The organism is Paenibacillus sp. J5C2022, from assembly GCF_025567625.1.
GTDB lineage: Bacteria > Bacillota > Bacilli > Paenibacillales > Paenibacillaceae > Pristimantibacillus.
The window spans coordinates 167,311-183,943 of the sequence record NZ_JAOQJC010000011.1 but is presented as its reverse complement, the minus strand read 5'-3'; the positions used below and the strand labels follow the sequence as shown (position 1 = coordinate 183,943).

The following is a 16,633-nucleotide window of genomic DNA, read 5'->3' as shown; positions in this document are numbered from 1 at the left end:
GATGGAGCACACTTTTCAGCTTTCGTAGGAGGCTATGTGAGCATAATGAGCGATTAGACGAACGCAAAGAACGCTTCGGAAAATACAAATCGTTCTATCGTTGTATGTCCCTCATCTTGTAGTATAATTAGAATTTTGACTCACTTAAAAAAACAGACGAGCCGATGATCGACTCGTCTGAGTATTAGTTTTATTTAGCAGTCACTATCCGGCTTGCCCGCCGCTGCTGCTGTACGGAACGATGATCCGCAACCGCAAGTTACTGTAGCGTTGGGATTGTCAATCGTGAATTGCTTCGTTACGCCAGCGCAAGCAAAAGGCCGTTAAATCAACGTTTATCATCGGTATGGCGGGCGGTTAATTGCGGGCAGGATTGTTATTGTTCGCGCTCTCTAACGGTCAATCACGCTGATTCGATTATACCCGAGTAGGCGAACGTATGCAAACGAAAATCAACGCTTTACATACGATTAACTACATGCTAGACTGAGCGCAACGATAACTAAACGGAGGCGATCGCAAATGACGACAATGGCGCGAAAGTGTCGCACATGCTCCGTAACATTCACCGGCGGTCCGCGCGCATACTATTGCCCGGCTTGCCGCGAAGAAAGAAAGCGCCAAACGACGAACGAGTATAAACGGCGGAAACAGCAAGGCGGAGTCCGTCCGCTGGGAAGTACGGATAAGTGCGAAATGTGCGGCGGCGAATATATCGTCGAAGGCGGACTCCAGCGATTTTGCCCGAAATGCCGGCCGGTCCACAATAAGGAGTACGACCGGGCAACGTCGCTCGCCTATTACCGCGAGAACCGAGACTGGGTTAATCCACGAAGGTACAAGCTCCGTAAGGCGTGGTATGCAGCCAATAAAGACCGCATAAACGCCGTTCGTCGCGTAAAGACAGCACGGTTAAAATTAATACGGCAGATGTTCGATCGATGCCCGCAATGCGGTAAACCGTGGATCGAGCCGCAGGCTATCGGAGGACGTACCAAGCCGCAGTATTGCGCGAGATGCCAGGCGTACAAATTCGAGTTAAACCGCCGTAAACGTTGTATAGCCGACGGGTGCAGCGCGTTTGTTGAAGGTGACAAGAAATACTGCTCTGACCGCTGCCGATGGCGGCATAATAAAACGGCAAAACGTAATAAGAACGAGAGTTCCGGAAAATGTCCGCAATGCGGCGGTGACTGGATTGAGCCGGAACAGGTCGGTAAAAAGAAACCGAAACATTGCCGCAAGTGTCAGGAATATTATTTGCACCGCTATAAGGAGAAGAAAGCCGATGAATAACGAAGAAATGAAGCGCTGGATTACGGACAACCTCGTCATGCAGGACGAAGCCCGGACAATTACGGGCCAGTCCGTTTCCGGCTTTAACCAATCGATCGCGACCGGCCGTATATTGCCGTTTGTTGAGTTTGGCGAAGCCCGGAAGACGCGATTGTATCTGCGATCTGAACTCGTGGAATATGCGAAGAATAAGCGTGTACGATAATTTACATATGATTATTGACATGTAATTATATACGTGATAAGATGAATTTAACAGCAAGGAGATGACGGGACGGGCTGACGGCCGACGAAAAGGGCGGCGGGCTAAAGGGGAAATAATTATGAACATCGTAATCGTGGAAACTGGTGCTAAAGAAACGTTGGAATTGATCGACCGCAACAACGGAACAAACTGCGTAGTAGACGTAATCGGAAACTATGACGGATTAGGCAGCGGCGATTACCAATTCGCGTATGACGAAGAAACCGGTACATACGCTTGTACGCAAGAAACATACGATTGGTGGGCGAAGGTTATCGCTGACCAGGCGGGATTGGCCGACCGCATTGCCGAATTGTCGGGGGAACACGGAAAGGAAGCGGTCAGCGATGTGGTAAACTCGGCATCGGACGTCGATCTCGAAGATCAAGCGGCAGCGGTAATTGCGGCGCTTGACGAAGCGTTCGGATCGCGTATATAAACGAAAAATAAGCCCGGCCGACCCTGAGAGGTTAGCCGGGCTTTCATCCGTTACTACTTCGTAATCGTGACCGTCCTCGTATCGTCATCCCAACGGACGCTAGCGTCTAATGCTTCCGCAATCGCCCGCGCCGGAACGTACGAAACTCCATCGATAATATGTCCGGACGCAAGCGTCTGTCCCTCGATTTCAACGTTAACGGACGACAGCGTTGCTTCCCACGTTTCGACGGCGGGGCTTCCCGGTTCAGACGGGTCGGGCGTAATAGGCGCTAGCCCGTACGTATCCGCCAGCCCCTTCACGATGGCCGCCGCGACTTTCCGCCGGTAGCCGTCCGATTTCAGCAGTGCCGCCTCCTCACGATTGCTCATAAATCCGGACTCGACGAGTATCGCAGGCATCTTTGTACGATACAACACGTAAAAGTCCGCACGTTTCACGGACCTGTCGCGCCGTCCCGTTAACTCTACGAGTTCTTTCTGCACCGCAGCCGCCAGCTTCCGTGAAGTTGCCGATGCCCCGACGGAGGTAAACGTCTCGATTCCGTTTGCATCGTTCCAGGACGATCCGTATGCGTTGGCGTGGATCGAAACGTACGTGTCCGCGCCCCAATCGTTAGCGGTCGATACACGTTCCGATAACGGCACGTCGCGGCGGCCTGTTTCGTCATGCATAAACCTGACCGTCACGCCTTCGTACTTCGCCAACTCTTCGGACACATATCGGGCGACAACGGAATTGAAGTGAAATTCCCGCATGCTATCGTCGGGACACCGCTTGCCCGCCGTGTTAAGGCCGTGACCTGCGTCGATGGCAATACGGAGATTATCGGACGGTTTACTGGGCGGAACAGTCTTTTTCGTGACGACCAGCGCACATCCCGTCCCCCGCTCGTTATTCCGGTTCGATGCCTGATTGACAGCGGCCTTAACGGAACCTCCCACGTAGAGTATCGACGATCCGCCGCCGTCTCCGTTGATTGCGTTGATACATCCGAGTTCGTCCCGGAATACTAGCGCAAGCTCGGCGAAAGTCAAGCCGAGATCATACGACGTCCGGCCATCCGATACGACGAATACGACGTCACCGTTGGGGCGGATTCCGACGGCCGTCCGCTGGCTTCGGTCCGCCGCCGATATGCCGAGATTATCCCGTTTGATACTCTCCGCGACCACGACGGCCCCGTCCCGTAGCAATTCCGGCGATCCTTGTACCGCGAAGTCAACGGCGGCTGGCGGGCTTAGTGCGATGCCATACGAACCGCCCACGCCATATAACTCCGCTCGGCCCCGCGTCTTCGCCGTCTCGTACGATAATGGACGGCCTTCGGCAATTGCCTGTCCGATTAGAGCGCCGTCCGTCCCGTTGAAGTACGGAAAATTAATCGCTATCTCGGCCTTGGCCTCTTTTGCTAGGTCCGTCGTCTTCGCGCGCGTCCGGCCGACTGCGGTGATATCGTACTCGGATACGGGAATGACGACGTATCGAAGATCGGTCGCCCGTTTAGCGTAGTTCCCGTCGCAGCGGACGACATTGTTGCCGGATACATATACGCGGATTTTCGTTATTTCGAGAGACATACGTTACTCCCCTTTCGGCTTCGCCCCACTAACGTCACCTTTCCGTTTCAAAACGTCAATAACGTCTTTAACCTTGTCCGGCAACGGATAACCGGCACGGCCGTAATTCTCAACGATGCTAAGTAATTCGTTGGCGATATAGAAATACGTCGCCGCCGTTAATATTACCGCGTCCAGTTCGAGTAACACGTCGATCCGGTGCGACAGTAATAAGACGAGCATCGCCATTCCCTTTCCGGCAAATCCGGCCCGTGCGATTGAAGACGATAGGCCGACGCCTTCCTTTCGACTAGCTACGATGCCGGAAACGATATCGACGGCGAATGCGATTAATAGGAACGTCAATGCTTCCGACCACCCTCCGTATGCAAATCCGATAAATCCGCCGACTACTCCGGCCCCTCCGTTTAAAAGCGCTTGTCCGTTAATCATTCCGATTCCCCCGTTTCGTTCGAGTAATGTTTAATAGCTGCGGCTATCTCCGATTGCAGCTCCGTCAATATTTGCGTTTCGCGTCCGGAATGAAGCTGCAAGAACGCAAGGATGACGTTGTTAATTTCCGGAACAGGATCGGCCGCGTTGACGAGAATTTCGAGCTTGTGCGTGATTTGCGCCATATAAAAACCTCCGTAAAAAGGAAATCGCTCCCAAACGTCGAATACGGACTGTAAACGACAAAAGGAGCGGATAAACAGTGAAATTTAATCACGAATGTGCGCGCGATCTTTTATTGACTATTGAGGAAACTTTCCGACCAATTGACGCTAAGACGACGGATTACCTTCATAAACTACCGCAACTCGAAAAGTACACTTACGACGATGTATCATACAGCGCCATACAATTACGAGATTCCGGACTGATAAAGACGAATCCTAATCCGATAAACCGCGGCCTCGATATAATTCTGACCGTACGGGATATTACACCCGAAGGACGAGCGTTTTTAGAGAGTATACGCAAGGATACGGCATGGAAAAAGATAAAAGGCATTGCGTCAAAGGTCGGTAATATCACCGTAGAATCTTTAATCAGAGCTGCCGCCAATAGCCTTTTCTAATAGCGCCGCACTCCTAGTATCGAGTTTAATTTCGTGCCGTACTATGGGCGTTTCCGGTACGGCCTCTCCCGTTACATATAACCCGCTTTCTCCGTTCCACCTATTGACCACGGCCGCGACCTCTCGCATAAATTCGGCGTACTTTTCCGGCAAGAACGAGGCCGTCGAATGCTCCACGGGCGAGAAGTCAACGGTCAATGACAACGATCCATCGTGAATCCCGTTTTGTTTTACGTCGTAGCTTCGTATAGACAACATAGTTCCGTGTAAGCAAGCGTTTGATTCCATTCGAATTACCTCCGGTTTCTATTAGGGTTTCGTCACTTCGATTGCGTACCCGTCTTTCACTACCCACTCGCCGTCGTCCGATAAGATAGCGATTACCTCTCGTTCACTTGCCGCCGATACGAGACTTCCCGTACCCTGCTTCGTAATAACGATTTGTTCGATACTTTGACCGTTCACTTCCATCGTAAATCCCTCCGTAAATTAAAAAGAAGCCCCGACCAATTGGCGAGACTTCTTCGTGTATTTCGGTATTATCGTCTAGCTGCTTCGTTCACTTCCGGTTCTCGTTCCGTCGATTCTATCGATTTGATTTCGGCATCGATCGCAGCCAGTTCGGATTCGATTTCGGCTAGGCGGGCTTTGTTCGATTCGATTGCGGCTTTCCGCTCTTCTATCGACTTCAGATACGGTTCTCGCATCCAGTCTTGCGTCAACTTTTCGAGTTCGGCTTCGTCTTTAGCGAGCCAGTTTTGGAGGAAGGGTATCCCCTCCTCTAGTTCGTTCTTCTCTTTGACTAACGACTCCCGCTCTTGTTTCAAAACAATAACTTTATGCTCCGGAAGGATATTACTGTCTTCCAACTTGGATACCAATGAAATCACCGCTTTTTCGTTTTCTTCCGCTGGAGTGTATTCGACTTTAGCCCCGAAAGCCTCCGCTATGTCACGAACGGGCGCGTAAGACTTGCTGTTTACCACTATCGCGTCGCTTAGTTGTGTATCGTTCAGCCATACGCTTGCTTCTGAGCCGACTTTCATTCCGACTCTAGTTAGATTCTCCGCCAACGCCTGTCCGGATAACATGACGAGTGCCCCTGCAATAAACGCTGCTGCAATCTTCTTCACTATTAAAACCTCTCTTCCATTTTTACAATTAGTATATCATGGAATTAGGCGGTTCTAATACCGTTAGTGAATGTAATTGCCTTATCGGTCGGGCCTCCAGGCGTGGACGCAACATAAACAGTACCGTAAACACCACTGAAGACATTTGCCTTATTATTCAGAGCGGTTTGTAGTGTTTGGGTGCTATCGGCATTTAACAACTTACTCCAATTGGGCACCGTCACATAACCCGCCGACCCTGGCGCTAATTCCACGATTGACGTCGGACTGGTCGCCGATAACCGCAGATTGTCCGTACACGACAAAACGAAGTTGCCCGCGCTACCCAACGACCCAGTATCCCCGATATGCGTAAGCCGCATAAAGCCGGAGCTGCTATTAAAATAAAGCTGCGGATCGCCCGCCGAATTTGCGATGATCTCGATATATTTCGTCGAGCTTGCGTACGCGCCGAGAAGATTAAGCGTATTCGACAACTCCATGCGCGGATAGGTTGCGGACGTAGTAATAAATGCACCGGTAATAGTACCGCCAGTAATGTACGAACCGAACACGCTAGTTCCCGTTATCGATCCGCCATTTACGCTGCTCCCCGTTATCGTCCCGCCGCTAATCGTGCCAGACCCGGACAAGCTCGTCGCATTAATCGTCCAACCGCCGATTGTGCCGGAAGTCGCCGTAATGGAACCGGTGAAGTCGCCGTTTGCCGCCTGCAATGTGCCGGAGAAGTATGCGTTGCCCGTCGCCGAATCTTGCCATATCGTACGGACGCCGGATTTGTTAAACAACGCCAGCCCGTATTCGCCCGGCCCCGTCTGTCCTAGCCGTACCATTGTCCGGTTGAAATCGTCAGACACCGCCATACCGAATCCGTCGACTAACGTTATGCTATCGTCATATTTCGTCCCCTTCAGCACGGCGTTGTCCGACGTATACTTCATCGCCCGTTTGCTGCCGACCGTCGCCATCCATACGTAATCGGACGTTTTTAGCTCGCGGAAGTTCGCCAACACGACGCGGCCCCGTTTTGGTTCGAATGGATACCGCTCGTATTCCGTGACCCGCGCGTCAAACCGATATCCCATGGATTCGTCGATTATCGTTATCGTATCGCCAACTTCGTTTATAGCTTCCGCTCTAAAGTCTACGTCGACTTTTTCGAGCTGAACGAAGTCAATTTCGTAGGATACTTTCGGCAGCTCCACCGTTAATAAATGCCGCTGCATTGCGTCAAGGAGCCGGGCCTGATCGTCAATCTCCGGGAAGTCGACGCTGCCTTCGAATAAGTGACCGGCGTCGGCGTATTGGCTGTCGATATACTTGACGGAATGGCCCGCGTGTCCTTCGATGGTCAATCCGTTTTTACCGTAGCCGTATAATCGTGTGATCCGCTCCATGTCGTGACTTTTCCGGACGATACCCGTCAGGTTTTTCCGGTAACGTATCTCGACGCCATAGTTGCCGCCTTTGCGCGTAGTGAGCGTAATTATCTCGTCGTCATACGCCAGCTCGCCGTTGTATAGCGTGCGGACTTCGGCAAGGAGATCATGCTTTCGCTTCTCGCCGAAATCGAACACGTCTTGATTATCGAACGTTCCGTTAACGGCCATCGTATATGGCGTGCCGTTGCCGATAAGTCCGAGCGTGTAGTCCGGCGGTTGTGCAGCCGAGAAGTCCACGAAATCGTCGAGATAGTAGCGATTAAGCTCGAACGCCATGTGGTGCGCCTCGATCCGCTTGAATATACGGAGGCCGCGGCGCTCTTCGTCCACCCGTTTGATAACGAACCGCTGTCCCCTTTCGACGCCATCCGGAAATTTAATCTCATTCCGTTCGGCCAGCGCGTCATACCGGCTCTTATCGTCAGGCAACCGCGGGTAGATAAAGGTAACGTAATACTGACCGTTAAGCTGCTCCCGTACGCACACGTCGGAGGCCGCGGCCAATATTTGTTTAGCGGGCTGACCGTTAATAATGCTGTGCAATTCGAGACGACTTCGGAATTTTTGCGTCATAAATACCGATCCCGACTCCTTTCCGGCTTGCGCCTACATTTCGTTTTATAAATACCTGTCGCGCCACGTCACACGAACGTTAACCGTCCGGCCGCCCTCCGAATCCGTGTACGTAAGCGTATTGATGCCCGGATGCAAGTCGAAGAAGTCTCCGTCATAGCTCGTGTATTCGCCGTTTTTGAGTACACGCAGGCGGCCGTTATCAATCACCACTTTATCGCCGGGACCGAACGGGCCGTCGACGGTAATCGAGCTTACGCGGAATTTGCTCGGGCGGGCAATTAACGTTCCTTCACCGGCCATTAATACGCTAGCTACGCGGTCGCGGGCCAATTGGGTAGAAAGCGTTCCCTCACCGGACATAAACGTAGCGGCCGTAATCTCTCGTAAAAGCTCCGCCGTCATCGCGCCTTCTCCGGACATTTCGATGGATGCCGTGTACAATGCGCTGGCCGCCGCATGCATCGATCCCTCGCCGCCCATCGTGACCGCGAATAAAATATCGATGACGTACGGGCGGTTAAACGGGACTTCGTTGAAACCGTGTTGATTAAACATCGTTACCGCCGCCCAATGCCTCGGATACTGCCGTCTTATATTCCGGTATTTTGATATCGTCTATCGTCATCGGTACGCCTGTCACCGGATTAACGCCTCCGCTACGGATACGGTTAACGAGTATGTCTACGATTAACTGATTAATCACTATATCACCCCGCTAGATAACAGTAGTTGATTTTCGAGATCGATTATCCGCTGCTCGTCGGGCGTCAACGTGACCGGAAGTTCTTCCGTTATTGGCTCACTCGTAGCCGGATCAACCCCAACGAGCCTATGCGTTGTATAATCGATGCTGCCGTATGGGATATCGATATGAGCGAGACTTGTGATAACCGACCGCTCCAGCACGTCACCGCTCATTTCGCCCGTTTGATATACGATGTTACCGTCTTGATCGTAAATGACTCGGTTTCCTACTTCCATGTTCATCTTCCCCCTTATCCGAATGCCTTCCATGCAGTTGTTCCCTCTGCCATATATACGCTGAATCCGTCATTAGTTATATTGTTTACGGTGCTGGGTGCCGCGTGCTGGTATCCGTCATTATCCCGTTGCGCGAAAAGGAGGTAGTTAAATCCACCAGGCGTACCATATGCCATTCCGAAATCGGTCAACACGTTATAGTAGTAATCCCTATCATCAGGGTTGCTCACGTGTAAATCAAGGTACAGGACAACAACTTTAGGCCGGAACGATAGTCCAGTTACCGTGAACAGTCCGCCAGCACGCGAACTCGAACCTTCGGCGAAAAGTCTCGGCTCCAACGTACCCGTCACGCCGAGCAAATTAACGCCGTTCCGGATATTCTCCGGCAAAAGATCGGCATCCGTAATCGTCACGTAATCATTAACGCCGTCCCGATACCCCTCGGACGCCCGTAGCCGCAACGTTGTACCGCTCACCGCACTCGACACCGCCGCCGTATCGCCTGACCTGTCCGGCATCGTACCTGTACGCTTAACGCCACCTTGATAAAACGTACGCCCTGTGAGGACTTGCGCTGCCGTAGCGTTGGCATCATCCGATATATCCCGTATCTTTGTCGCGAGATGCGCAAATGTATCCGTCCCTGCTGCCGCTTGCCCCATGTCAGTGATCGCGGCAGCAATACCGGATTTCCCGTCACTGACAGAGGACTTTAGCGTGTCAATCTCCGCTTGTACATTCGTACCGCCGGTCGCAGATATCGCACTCGCCGCATGTGCGCCCGTTGGATCGGTGATATGGTCGGTAAGTGCCGTTTGTACATCGCCAACATCCGTTTGTAGGTCCGCAATATCCCGCGAGTTATTTTCGGTTCCGGCTTGGATGTAGTCCAGCGCAAAGTCTTGTACGCCATCATGCGTCTTTAAATCCGCTATATCCTGTACCGCTTGCGCTACCGCACCGCCTAGCGATGACTGGTACGTCAGCGTTGCGTCAATGGCGTTAGCCGTGTAGAGATAGCGGTCTAGGACTTCGTAGGTGACGTAGTATTCGGCGTTGGGGTCGTAATCGGTCGACGGTATATACGCTTTTTTCGTACCGTCTGTGTTATTAACGAGCGTCCAGCCAACGTCCATAACATCGTTTTTATATATAGCGATAATGGTCTTTGTTCGGCCCGGCAGTAAGGAATTGGGGAAGTCGGTGCTATTAATATTGTAATTCCCCGCTCCACTAAGTTCCGGATTTGCCTTCTCCCTAACGACAACACCTTCCGTCAACTCGACCTGATTGCCGCCGTTAGCCAGCGCTATAGCCCCGAGATCGCCCGTTAGCTGCTCCTCGACTGGCGTTGCTAGGACGTAATCCAGCGTTGCCCACGCATCCCATCCCAGCGCTTTGTTCGCGGCGACGTAGGCTTCCGTATTCGTTGGCGGCGCCGATCCGTCGAGTATCGATACCCACGATGTGTACGTTGTGCCATTGTTGGCGGTCGCTCGCCATCCGTTCATGAGCGCTTTGATTGCGGCAGATGACGGATTGAGAGATTCGGTCCATCCGGAGTCGGCGTCGGATACAACGATACGCCAAGTAGTTGCTGCGTGTGACCAAAAAACATCTGCAGTTCCGTCTATTAAAACTTCGTTTTTCAACGGATAGCCGTTATATTTTCGGCCTATATGAATATATCCGTTTCCTAATGTATTAATAATCGCGGCTGACTGCTGTCCGATCACCACTTCGATGCGTTTTGCACCAGCGTAGTCAGCACTAAATCCCCATGGTAATTGCCCGTCCAAATATAATCCCACATGATATCTATGCAGCACCTTGCCCGTCGCGCTATCGTAGCTGTCCGTAATCGTCCGGTCTACATTGGATGCCAATACCGTAGGAATATGGATATAGTCGTCGTTGCGCGGAGCAAAGTCCGTTGCTTCGGTGCCGAGTTCGAGTTGTAGATCATTAAACTCTACGTCTCCACTCCCAGCAGCTCCCGACGTTGCGTATAGATATAATTGTATAATCCCGTCCTCTGGTGCAGTAAATACGGCACTTGTAAGACTTTCGGTCGATTTATAAATGTTGGCCAATACAATGCTAGTGTCTTCATTGAGGACGCTTAATTTAGCATCGTTACTATTTGTAGAGCCAGAAAGAATGTTAAGTGAGCGACTAATAGTATATTGTTTATTCGGGATCAGCTTGTACATCCGTCTGGCATGTCTATAAGTCCCGGATGATAACGAGGTTAGTCGTATACCAGTATCAGTAGTCTCTACTACGGCATTTATCTTCGATGCTGATGAAAAGAAATCCCATTTATCGATTATATTCTTCCCCGTCTTCCGCACCGACAGCCCCCGCAGGTGCTGCACCGAATCCACATACGGCAAATACTCGTCAATCTCCGCCCCTGTGATCGTTGTGCCTATTGCGTCATAGTCGGATTGGGATAGTTCGTATAGGCGGATGGAGTCGAAGTAAGTGACAGAAGTAGGAGTCGATCCAGCTCCAAATTGTGCCCGGAATCCTAATCCGACAATCGTGTTCGATGTCGGTATCTTCGCGTAAACAAGTTGCCAACTACCGATTGTGACGGAACTAGCATTAGCGGTATATCTTGTTGTACTGCTTCCATAATCTCGAATAGCAAGGTACACCGATCCAGCACTATAAGATTCGATATAAACCCACGCTGCAAAAATATACGATTTGGAAGTGTCTAGCGCATACGTATAGTCTTTGTACACATAAGTTGACGCACCTGACGATGTAAGCTTTATCGAATTGCTTCCGCTCTTAACCTGTGTCGATGATAGCTCCACATCCCCATCAACAACAAACGGCGCTAGACTCTCACACCCGCCATCCCGACCGAGGATATTTGCCAACGTCCGCCCCTTAACTTGCGTCGTGGCCCCGCTGGCCTGTGTCGTCTCAATGGCGTTTAGCCCCCGTTGGATAGGCGCGGGGATAGTGGCGGCTTCTTCTAACTTCTGCCGGATCGTTTCGTAATCATAGGCGGTAAAGTTCCGCGCCACCTTCGTTCCTGCCGACCAGCTCGCCGCGACGCCCTGGAATCCCCGAGTGACGTCCGATAGCGTATTGCCGGACTTGGCTCCGTACTCTATAGTTTCAGCGTTTTCTCCGCTGCCAATCGTTGCGAGATTCGGCGCGTCGGGGAGCGCAGCTCCGTTGAGTACGTCAAAGCTCGTTACTGTGTCGTTGATTGCTGCGGATAGTTCCGTTACTGGGCTGTTTACCATGCCCGGATACATCGTATTTCCCGTTGACAATTCGCTTCACCTCCGTCTTAATTTAACGAGCAAGCCACGTTGCCCGTCAGCATCTTCAGCGCGTCGGCCGTTAATATCGACCGCGGATTATCGACGGCACCGTAAAATAACAGATTCCCAGCGCTAGCACCATCCCGTATTCCAACGTGCGTCACTGTTCCCCAATCGGCCGTCGCTACCGGATATACGATATCGGCCGTATTTTTAATCGTGCGTTTTCCGCTATCATCGGCGGGCGCTCCGAATACTACCGCTTGCCGCGCGTAATCTCCGCCGCTTACCTCCGTCCCTGTGTCCGCCGCCGTCGGATTTGACGTATACAGTGCGATGTATACCGTAGAGGGGGAAACGTAGTTTTGCCCCCGGAAAGTGGCGTTCAATAGTTTATCCGCTAGATAGTTCGATACCGCTAATGTCATTCGTATCACTCCGTTTCGTATTCGCTTTCGGTTACTCCGTCTCGTACTCGTATCCGCTTGCGCGTCTATTCTGTTTCGAACTCTATCTGCAACGTAAATTCGCCGATCACATTGCCGCCCGCGTTCGACATCTCCACGATAGGCGGCGTCGGTTCGGACCCGTACGATTCCAGCACGATATCCTCCGGATTACCCGTGATTGTGCCTTCGTAGATCCGCTCCGGCCCATATGCGAAGGGGTCCGTACATTTCATCGTGACGCGGAACTCGCCGTACCGGCCGATCTGTTCAGCCGTCAATCTACCGCTCAATTTCGCGTAAAAAAAGCGGTCAGGCACGTCATCGAATACGATGATGCCCGCCGCTGTCGTCGGTTTCAGCCACGTTAATATTTCGGATTGCCTTCGCTTAAACTCGGCCCCGTTCGGCTCGATATCGACGGTCATTTCAAGCTCGCGTTTGCCGAGTTCGGTTCCGTAATCGATAACGCCGGGCAAGCCTGCCGGTTCGTCTTCGTATTCGCGGAGGTCCGGCGAGTTGACGGTATATCGGAGCAGACGGACGCCGAACTCCGAGCTATGCCGTCCTTTAAACGTAAAGCCGTACGTGCCCGTTATCATATTCCGCCCCCTCCGCTTGTTCCCGTATATTGGTTCCGCGCAATCTCGGCCGCCATGTCGACGCCGGTCCGCCCGATTGCCCTTACGTCGATTTCGTCTTCAAGCGTGGTATCGTTCATTTCGACGCCGACGATCCGCTCGATGTTGACGTTAGTTCCGCCACGGCCGCCAACGCCTTCGAGCAAGCTACGGATTTGTCCCGGAGTTAACACTACTTCGCCTTCGCGGAGGATCGCCGTAACCTCGTCCGGCATGAGCATATCGCCAGCGTTAAACGTTCGCTGACCAACGATTCCACCGCTATGAAACAACGGAATCCCGTCAGCCCCGAGCCATTTGCCCGTCCGTCCATCGTATGCCGCGCCAATCTCCGCTCCGAGCCGCTGATTCTCCGATTTAAGCCGTTCTCTGCCTGCTGCGTCCGCCGTATGCCATGCTTTCGCATTCGCTTGCATCTGCGTCAGTATCGATGATTTATACGGATCGGCTGACGCTTGGCCGCTAATACTCCCCGCCTGCAACGAATCCATCTCGGACTTAAACCGTTCCATTTCCGCAAGGATTTCGGCATTCGTCGTTACAAAGGCGTTAAGCCGCGCGTCCTCCGTTAACTGGTACATCGTAATCATGTCGCCGTTAAACGAGTCGGCCGCCGCTTTGAGATCGGAATACCACGCGTCGATATCGTCCTTCTGCCGGTCGAGTGCGTCTAACTTGTCGTCGCGCTCCTGTTCGAGTGCCCGTTTATTATCCTCGACGTCCATTTTACGGAGCTGCTCTTGCAGTTCTTCGTAACGTTTCCGGCCTTGCTCAGACGTTGCGAACCGGTATTTCTCCGCCTCTTCTTCGACCTTTTTCCGTTCCCGGCCACGCTCGGACTCGTCGATGATACGGAGCAAGTCGTCGTAATACTTCTGCGTCGCTTTCTTCCGCTTGTCCAACGCATCTAGCTCGGCCTTCCGCTGTTTGTCGATATTGTCGAGGACGGACTTCGTTAAATCGCGTTGGGCTTTTTCCGCCGTCTCCGCCGCTTGTTTCGCCGCCGCTTCGTCCATCCGGCGCAACTCCATCCGCGCGTCGAACATCGCCTTGTCCGCCCGCTTATAATAGTCGGTATCGGCTCCGTAACGGTTTCGGACGCGCGTCCAGGCTTCGAGGGTCATACGGGCTATCGCCTCTTCGCTTTCGCCCTTTTCCGTCATCCGTCGGGTTTCCATTTCGATCCACTCGGCCGATTTATCGTAGGACTTCCGCTGCTCCGCTTCGGATTGCCGTGCCCGTTCTTCGGCAGACCGTTGTTGGTCCGCTGCCATTTGATCGACGACGCGCTGACGACGTGATTCGGCATCGATCCAAATATCGTCGTACTTTTCGTATTGCTTGGCGAGCCGAGCCAGCGTGTCCGCCTCTTGTTGTTCCGTAAGCTGTCCGAGTAACCGCCGCTTTTCCATGAGTTGCAGCGCGGCCCGGTACGCTTCTTGCGCCAATTGTTCGGCCGACGGACCGGACGATTTAGCGCCGCCTTTACCTCCACCGCTCCCAGGATTATCAGACGGTTTAACCGGCTTATCGTCCTTGATCAGTTCGCGCCAAGTTCCGTTTTCGATAGCAGCTAGCTCAAGTTCAAGTTCGTTGAGGCGCTTTTCCTGGCCCGCAACATCTGCCTGCACTTGTCCAGATACCAACACGTCCGACGCCGCTTTTTGACCTTGTCGGCCGAGAAAGTCCGCAGTTTGATCGGTTAAAAACGGAGCCGCTTCAACTTTACCGCCAGCAACGGCACTTAACGCTTTAAGGTGAGATTTCGCAAGGTTTAGCGCTTCTTTCGCTTCCTTTGCGCGGATTTCCGTCCTTTTCCGTTGTTCCGTCAGCAGCACCGCTGATGCATCCTTTTCGGCGGCAATCAAATCGCGGACAAGCGATTCATTCGTAATTAGCAACGAGCCTTGCTTGTCCAATTCGACGGCCAATTCCGGATATCGCTCCGATAGCTTACGCACGGTCTGCGTCAACTCGTCGTTTTCGTCCTTCGACCGTTTTGTCTGCGTCGTTAATTCGCTGTAACGATCAATAAGCCGCTCAGATTCCGCAGCCTGATCTTGCTTGGCTGCAATTTCGCGGAGTTCTTCCATACGGAGTTCCTTCAGCGCCGATGATGATTCCTCGATTGCAGCGTTCATTTTGTCGACCGCCTGCTCTGCGGTTTCCGCTGTATAACCCATTTCCTTCAGCCCACGGTCTACTTCCTTAACCGCGTCGGCCAGCTCGAAAAGGGCGTGCGTATTCTCGATGGACCCACGGCCAGCGTGCGCTTCCTTTTCACGTTGGTTATACTCGTCCATCAACTTGTTACGCTCGTCGAGTATACCGTTTAGCACCTCGATATCGGACTGCATCGCCTTGATATCGTCAAGTGTTCGATCTGTCGACGATCCCGCCAGCTTTTCGTTAAGTTCCGCTTGGCTTCCCGCAAACTTAAGCGCCGATTCCGATGCCGCATCCGCCGCTGCCGAATATGCCATAAATCCGGCCGCTGCCGTACCGATTAACGCCATTGCCCACCCGATTGGTCCGAGACTGAGGTTTAACGCAATAGCTGCTGCACGCGCCGCCCCCATGACGGTGATCAATGTCGTAAATGCCGCGACAAGCCCGCCGATCGTGACCGTGGCCGCCGACAAGCCCGCGATAACTTCTTTGTTCTCTTCGGCCCATTTCGTAAAATCGACGATGATTGGCGTCAACGTTTCCATTAACTCTTTAAGCACCGGTAAAAACGCTTCGCCCAATTCTGCCCGCGCCATCGTAAGCGTTTGATTAAATTGCGCCTGCGTACCGGCATACCCTTCGAGTGCCTTATCCGCGTTTCCGGTAAACAACTCGGCTTCCTTCATAATTTCCGTATAAGCCGCTTGCACCTTCTGCGCTTCCGTCAATTTGGCCGCCGTCGTCCCGATTGTTTTCGCGTATCGGTCGTACATGACGGATAGGTTCGTCGTGATACCGGCTGCGTCCGTCAGTTCCGAGTTGCCTGATTTGATACCGCGCATAACTTGTACGACCGCTTCGCCCCAGCCGAGATGCGCTTCCCGGTTATAAGCGGCAGCGTCGGCCGTTGCGTTAATCAGATCGCGTGCCTGTTCGAGATTAAGTCCGGCAGATAAGGCGGTCTTTACGGCATTTGATGCTTCTGCAATCGACATAAATCCGCGGCTAGCCAAGTCTTCGGCCAACTTCGTAGACTCCTCGATATTAACGTTCAAAGCCTTCGAAATCTCGACGAGTCCTTGCATTGACATAGCTAATTGGTTCGCTTCATCCGCAAGCGACTTAACGACGCGCGTTAATCCTACGAGCGAAGCCGACGCGCCGACCGCTATCAATGCCGACTCTAATCCGCGGAAACTTGTCGCTGTCTTGTCCGCACCTGTTTTAAGCATCAACATGTCGCGTTTAACCTTGTCTATATGACGTTGCGCCTGCGATATATCAAACTCTATTCGCGCCTTAATAGCGCCTATTTCCGTTGTCATCCGTTACC

17 protein-coding genes and 1 pseudogene are annotated in these 16,633 nt (G+C 52.5%); 4 read left to right on the top strand and 14 right to left on the bottom strand.

Translation table 11 applies throughout. The annotated features are described in order from the left end of the window. Positions 1–194: 194 nt before the first annotated feature. Positions 195–290, bottom strand: a pseudogene (locus M6D81_RS11630) (iron-sulfur cluster assembly accessory protein); the annotation flags it as partial. Between the two features lie 232 nt (positions 291–522). Here M6D81_RS11630 and M6D81_RS11625 point away from each other — a divergent pair. From M6D81_RS11625 to M6D81_RS11615, 3 genes are all read left to right on the top strand, one after another. Then, positions 523–1,296 (top strand): hypothetical protein, encoded by a 774-nt coding sequence (locus M6D81_RS11625; protein WP_262677047.1) that lies wholly within the window; start codon positions 523–525, stop codon positions 1,294–1,296. Beyond that, a complete protein-coding gene (locus tag M6D81_RS11620; protein WP_262677046.1) occupies positions 1,289–1,501 on the top strand; it encodes a hypothetical protein in 213 nt (70 codons plus the stop codon). The genes M6D81_RS11625 and M6D81_RS11620 overlap by 8 nt, the downstream gene beginning before the upstream one ends. A gap of 118 nt (positions 1,502–1,619) precedes the next feature. Continuing rightward, positions 1,620–1,979 carry a hypothetical protein gene (locus M6D81_RS11615; RefSeq protein ID WP_262677045.1) on the top strand — a complete coding sequence of 120 codons (360 nt, stop codon included), beginning with the start codon at positions 1,620–1,622 and terminating at the stop codon, positions 1,977–1,979. 53 nt (positions 1,980–2,032) lie between these two features. Here the strand turns inward: M6D81_RS11615 and M6D81_RS11610 are convergent, their stop codons facing one another. The 3 genes from M6D81_RS11610 to M6D81_RS11600 are packed head-to-tail and all read right to left on the bottom strand — an operon-like array spanning position 2,033 to position 4,176. Next, complete coding sequence (locus M6D81_RS11610; RefSeq protein WP_262677044.1) at positions 2,033–3,559, bottom strand: N-acetylmuramoyl-L-alanine amidase; 1,527 nt, start codon at positions 3,557–3,559, stop codon at positions 2,033–2,035. 3 nt (positions 3,560–3,562) lie between these two features. Beyond that, entirely contained in the window at positions 3,563–3,991 is a 429-nt protein-coding gene (locus tag M6D81_RS11605; protein ID WP_262677043.1) for a phage holin family protein, read from the bottom strand. Further along, a complete protein-coding gene (locus tag M6D81_RS11600; RefSeq protein WP_262677042.1) occupies positions 3,988–4,176 on the bottom strand; it encodes a hypothetical protein in 189 nt (62 codons plus the stop codon). Before M6D81_RS11600 ends, M6D81_RS11605 begins: the two co-directional genes overlap by 4 nt. A 77-nt stretch (positions 4,177–4,253) precedes the next feature. On the opposite strand from M6D81_RS11600, the gene M6D81_RS11595 reads away from it, so the two are divergent. Continuing rightward, positions 4,254–4,619 (top strand): DUF2513 domain-containing protein, encoded by a 366-nt coding sequence (locus M6D81_RS11595; RefSeq protein WP_262677041.1) that lies wholly within the window; start codon positions 4,254–4,256, stop codon positions 4,617–4,619. A gap of 309 nt (positions 4,620–4,928) precedes the next feature. On the opposite strand, the gene M6D81_RS11590 is transcribed toward M6D81_RS11595, so the two are convergent. From M6D81_RS11590 to M6D81_RS11545, 10 genes are all read right to left on the bottom strand, one after another. Continuing rightward, positions 4,929–5,090, bottom strand: a complete 162-nt coding sequence (locus M6D81_RS11590) for a hypothetical protein (RefSeq protein ID WP_262677040.1) — start codon at positions 5,088–5,090, stop codon at positions 4,929–4,931. A 68-nt stretch (positions 5,091–5,158) separates the two neighbouring features. After that, complete coding sequence (locus M6D81_RS11585; protein ID WP_262677039.1) at positions 5,159–5,752, bottom strand: copper amine oxidase N-terminal domain-containing protein; 594 nt, start codon at positions 5,750–5,752, stop codon at positions 5,159–5,161. A gap of 44 nt (positions 5,753–5,796) precedes the next feature. Beyond that, entirely contained in the window at positions 5,797–7,767 is a 1,971-nt protein-coding gene (locus M6D81_RS11580) for a phage tail spike protein (protein WP_262677038.1), read from the bottom strand. Positions 7,768–7,812: 45 nt separating this feature from the next. Beyond that, a complete protein-coding gene (locus M6D81_RS11575) occupies positions 7,813–8,325 on the bottom strand; it encodes a phage tail family protein (protein WP_262677037.1) in 513 nt (170 codons plus the stop codon). Continuing rightward, entirely contained in the window at positions 8,318–8,473 is a 156-nt protein-coding gene (locus M6D81_RS11570; RefSeq protein ID WP_262677036.1) for a hypothetical protein, read from the bottom strand. The genes M6D81_RS11575 and M6D81_RS11570 overlap by 8 nt, the downstream gene beginning before the upstream one ends. After that, complete coding sequence (locus M6D81_RS11565; protein WP_262677035.1) at positions 8,473–8,751, bottom strand: hypothetical protein; 279 nt, start codon at positions 8,749–8,751, stop codon at positions 8,473–8,475. Before M6D81_RS11565 ends, M6D81_RS11570 begins: the two co-directional genes overlap by 1 nt. Positions 8,752–8,765: 14 nt before the next feature. Continuing rightward, positions 8,766–10,847 carry a hypothetical protein gene (locus M6D81_RS11560; RefSeq protein ID WP_262677034.1) on the bottom strand — a complete coding sequence of 694 codons (2,082 nt, stop codon included), beginning with the start codon at positions 10,845–10,847 and terminating at the stop codon, positions 8,766–8,768. A gap of 1,223 nt (positions 10,848–12,070) precedes the next feature. Then, a complete protein-coding gene (locus tag M6D81_RS11555) occupies positions 12,071–12,472 on the bottom strand; it encodes a phage tail fiber protein (RefSeq protein WP_262677033.1) in 402 nt (133 codons plus the stop codon). Positions 12,473–12,537: 65 nt separating this feature from the next. Continuing rightward, positions 12,538–13,092: a distal tail protein Dit gene (locus M6D81_RS11550; protein ID WP_262677032.1), complete on the bottom strand. Its 555-nt coding sequence runs from the start codon at positions 13,090–13,092 to the stop codon at positions 12,538–12,540. After that, positions 13,089–16,625, bottom strand: coding sequence for a hypothetical protein (locus M6D81_RS11545; RefSeq protein ID WP_262677031.1), 3,537 nt, complete (start codon positions 16,623–16,625; stop codon positions 13,089–13,091). The genes M6D81_RS11550 and M6D81_RS11545 overlap by 4 nt, the downstream gene beginning before the upstream one ends. Between the last annotated feature and the right edge of the window lie 8 nt (positions 16,626–16,633).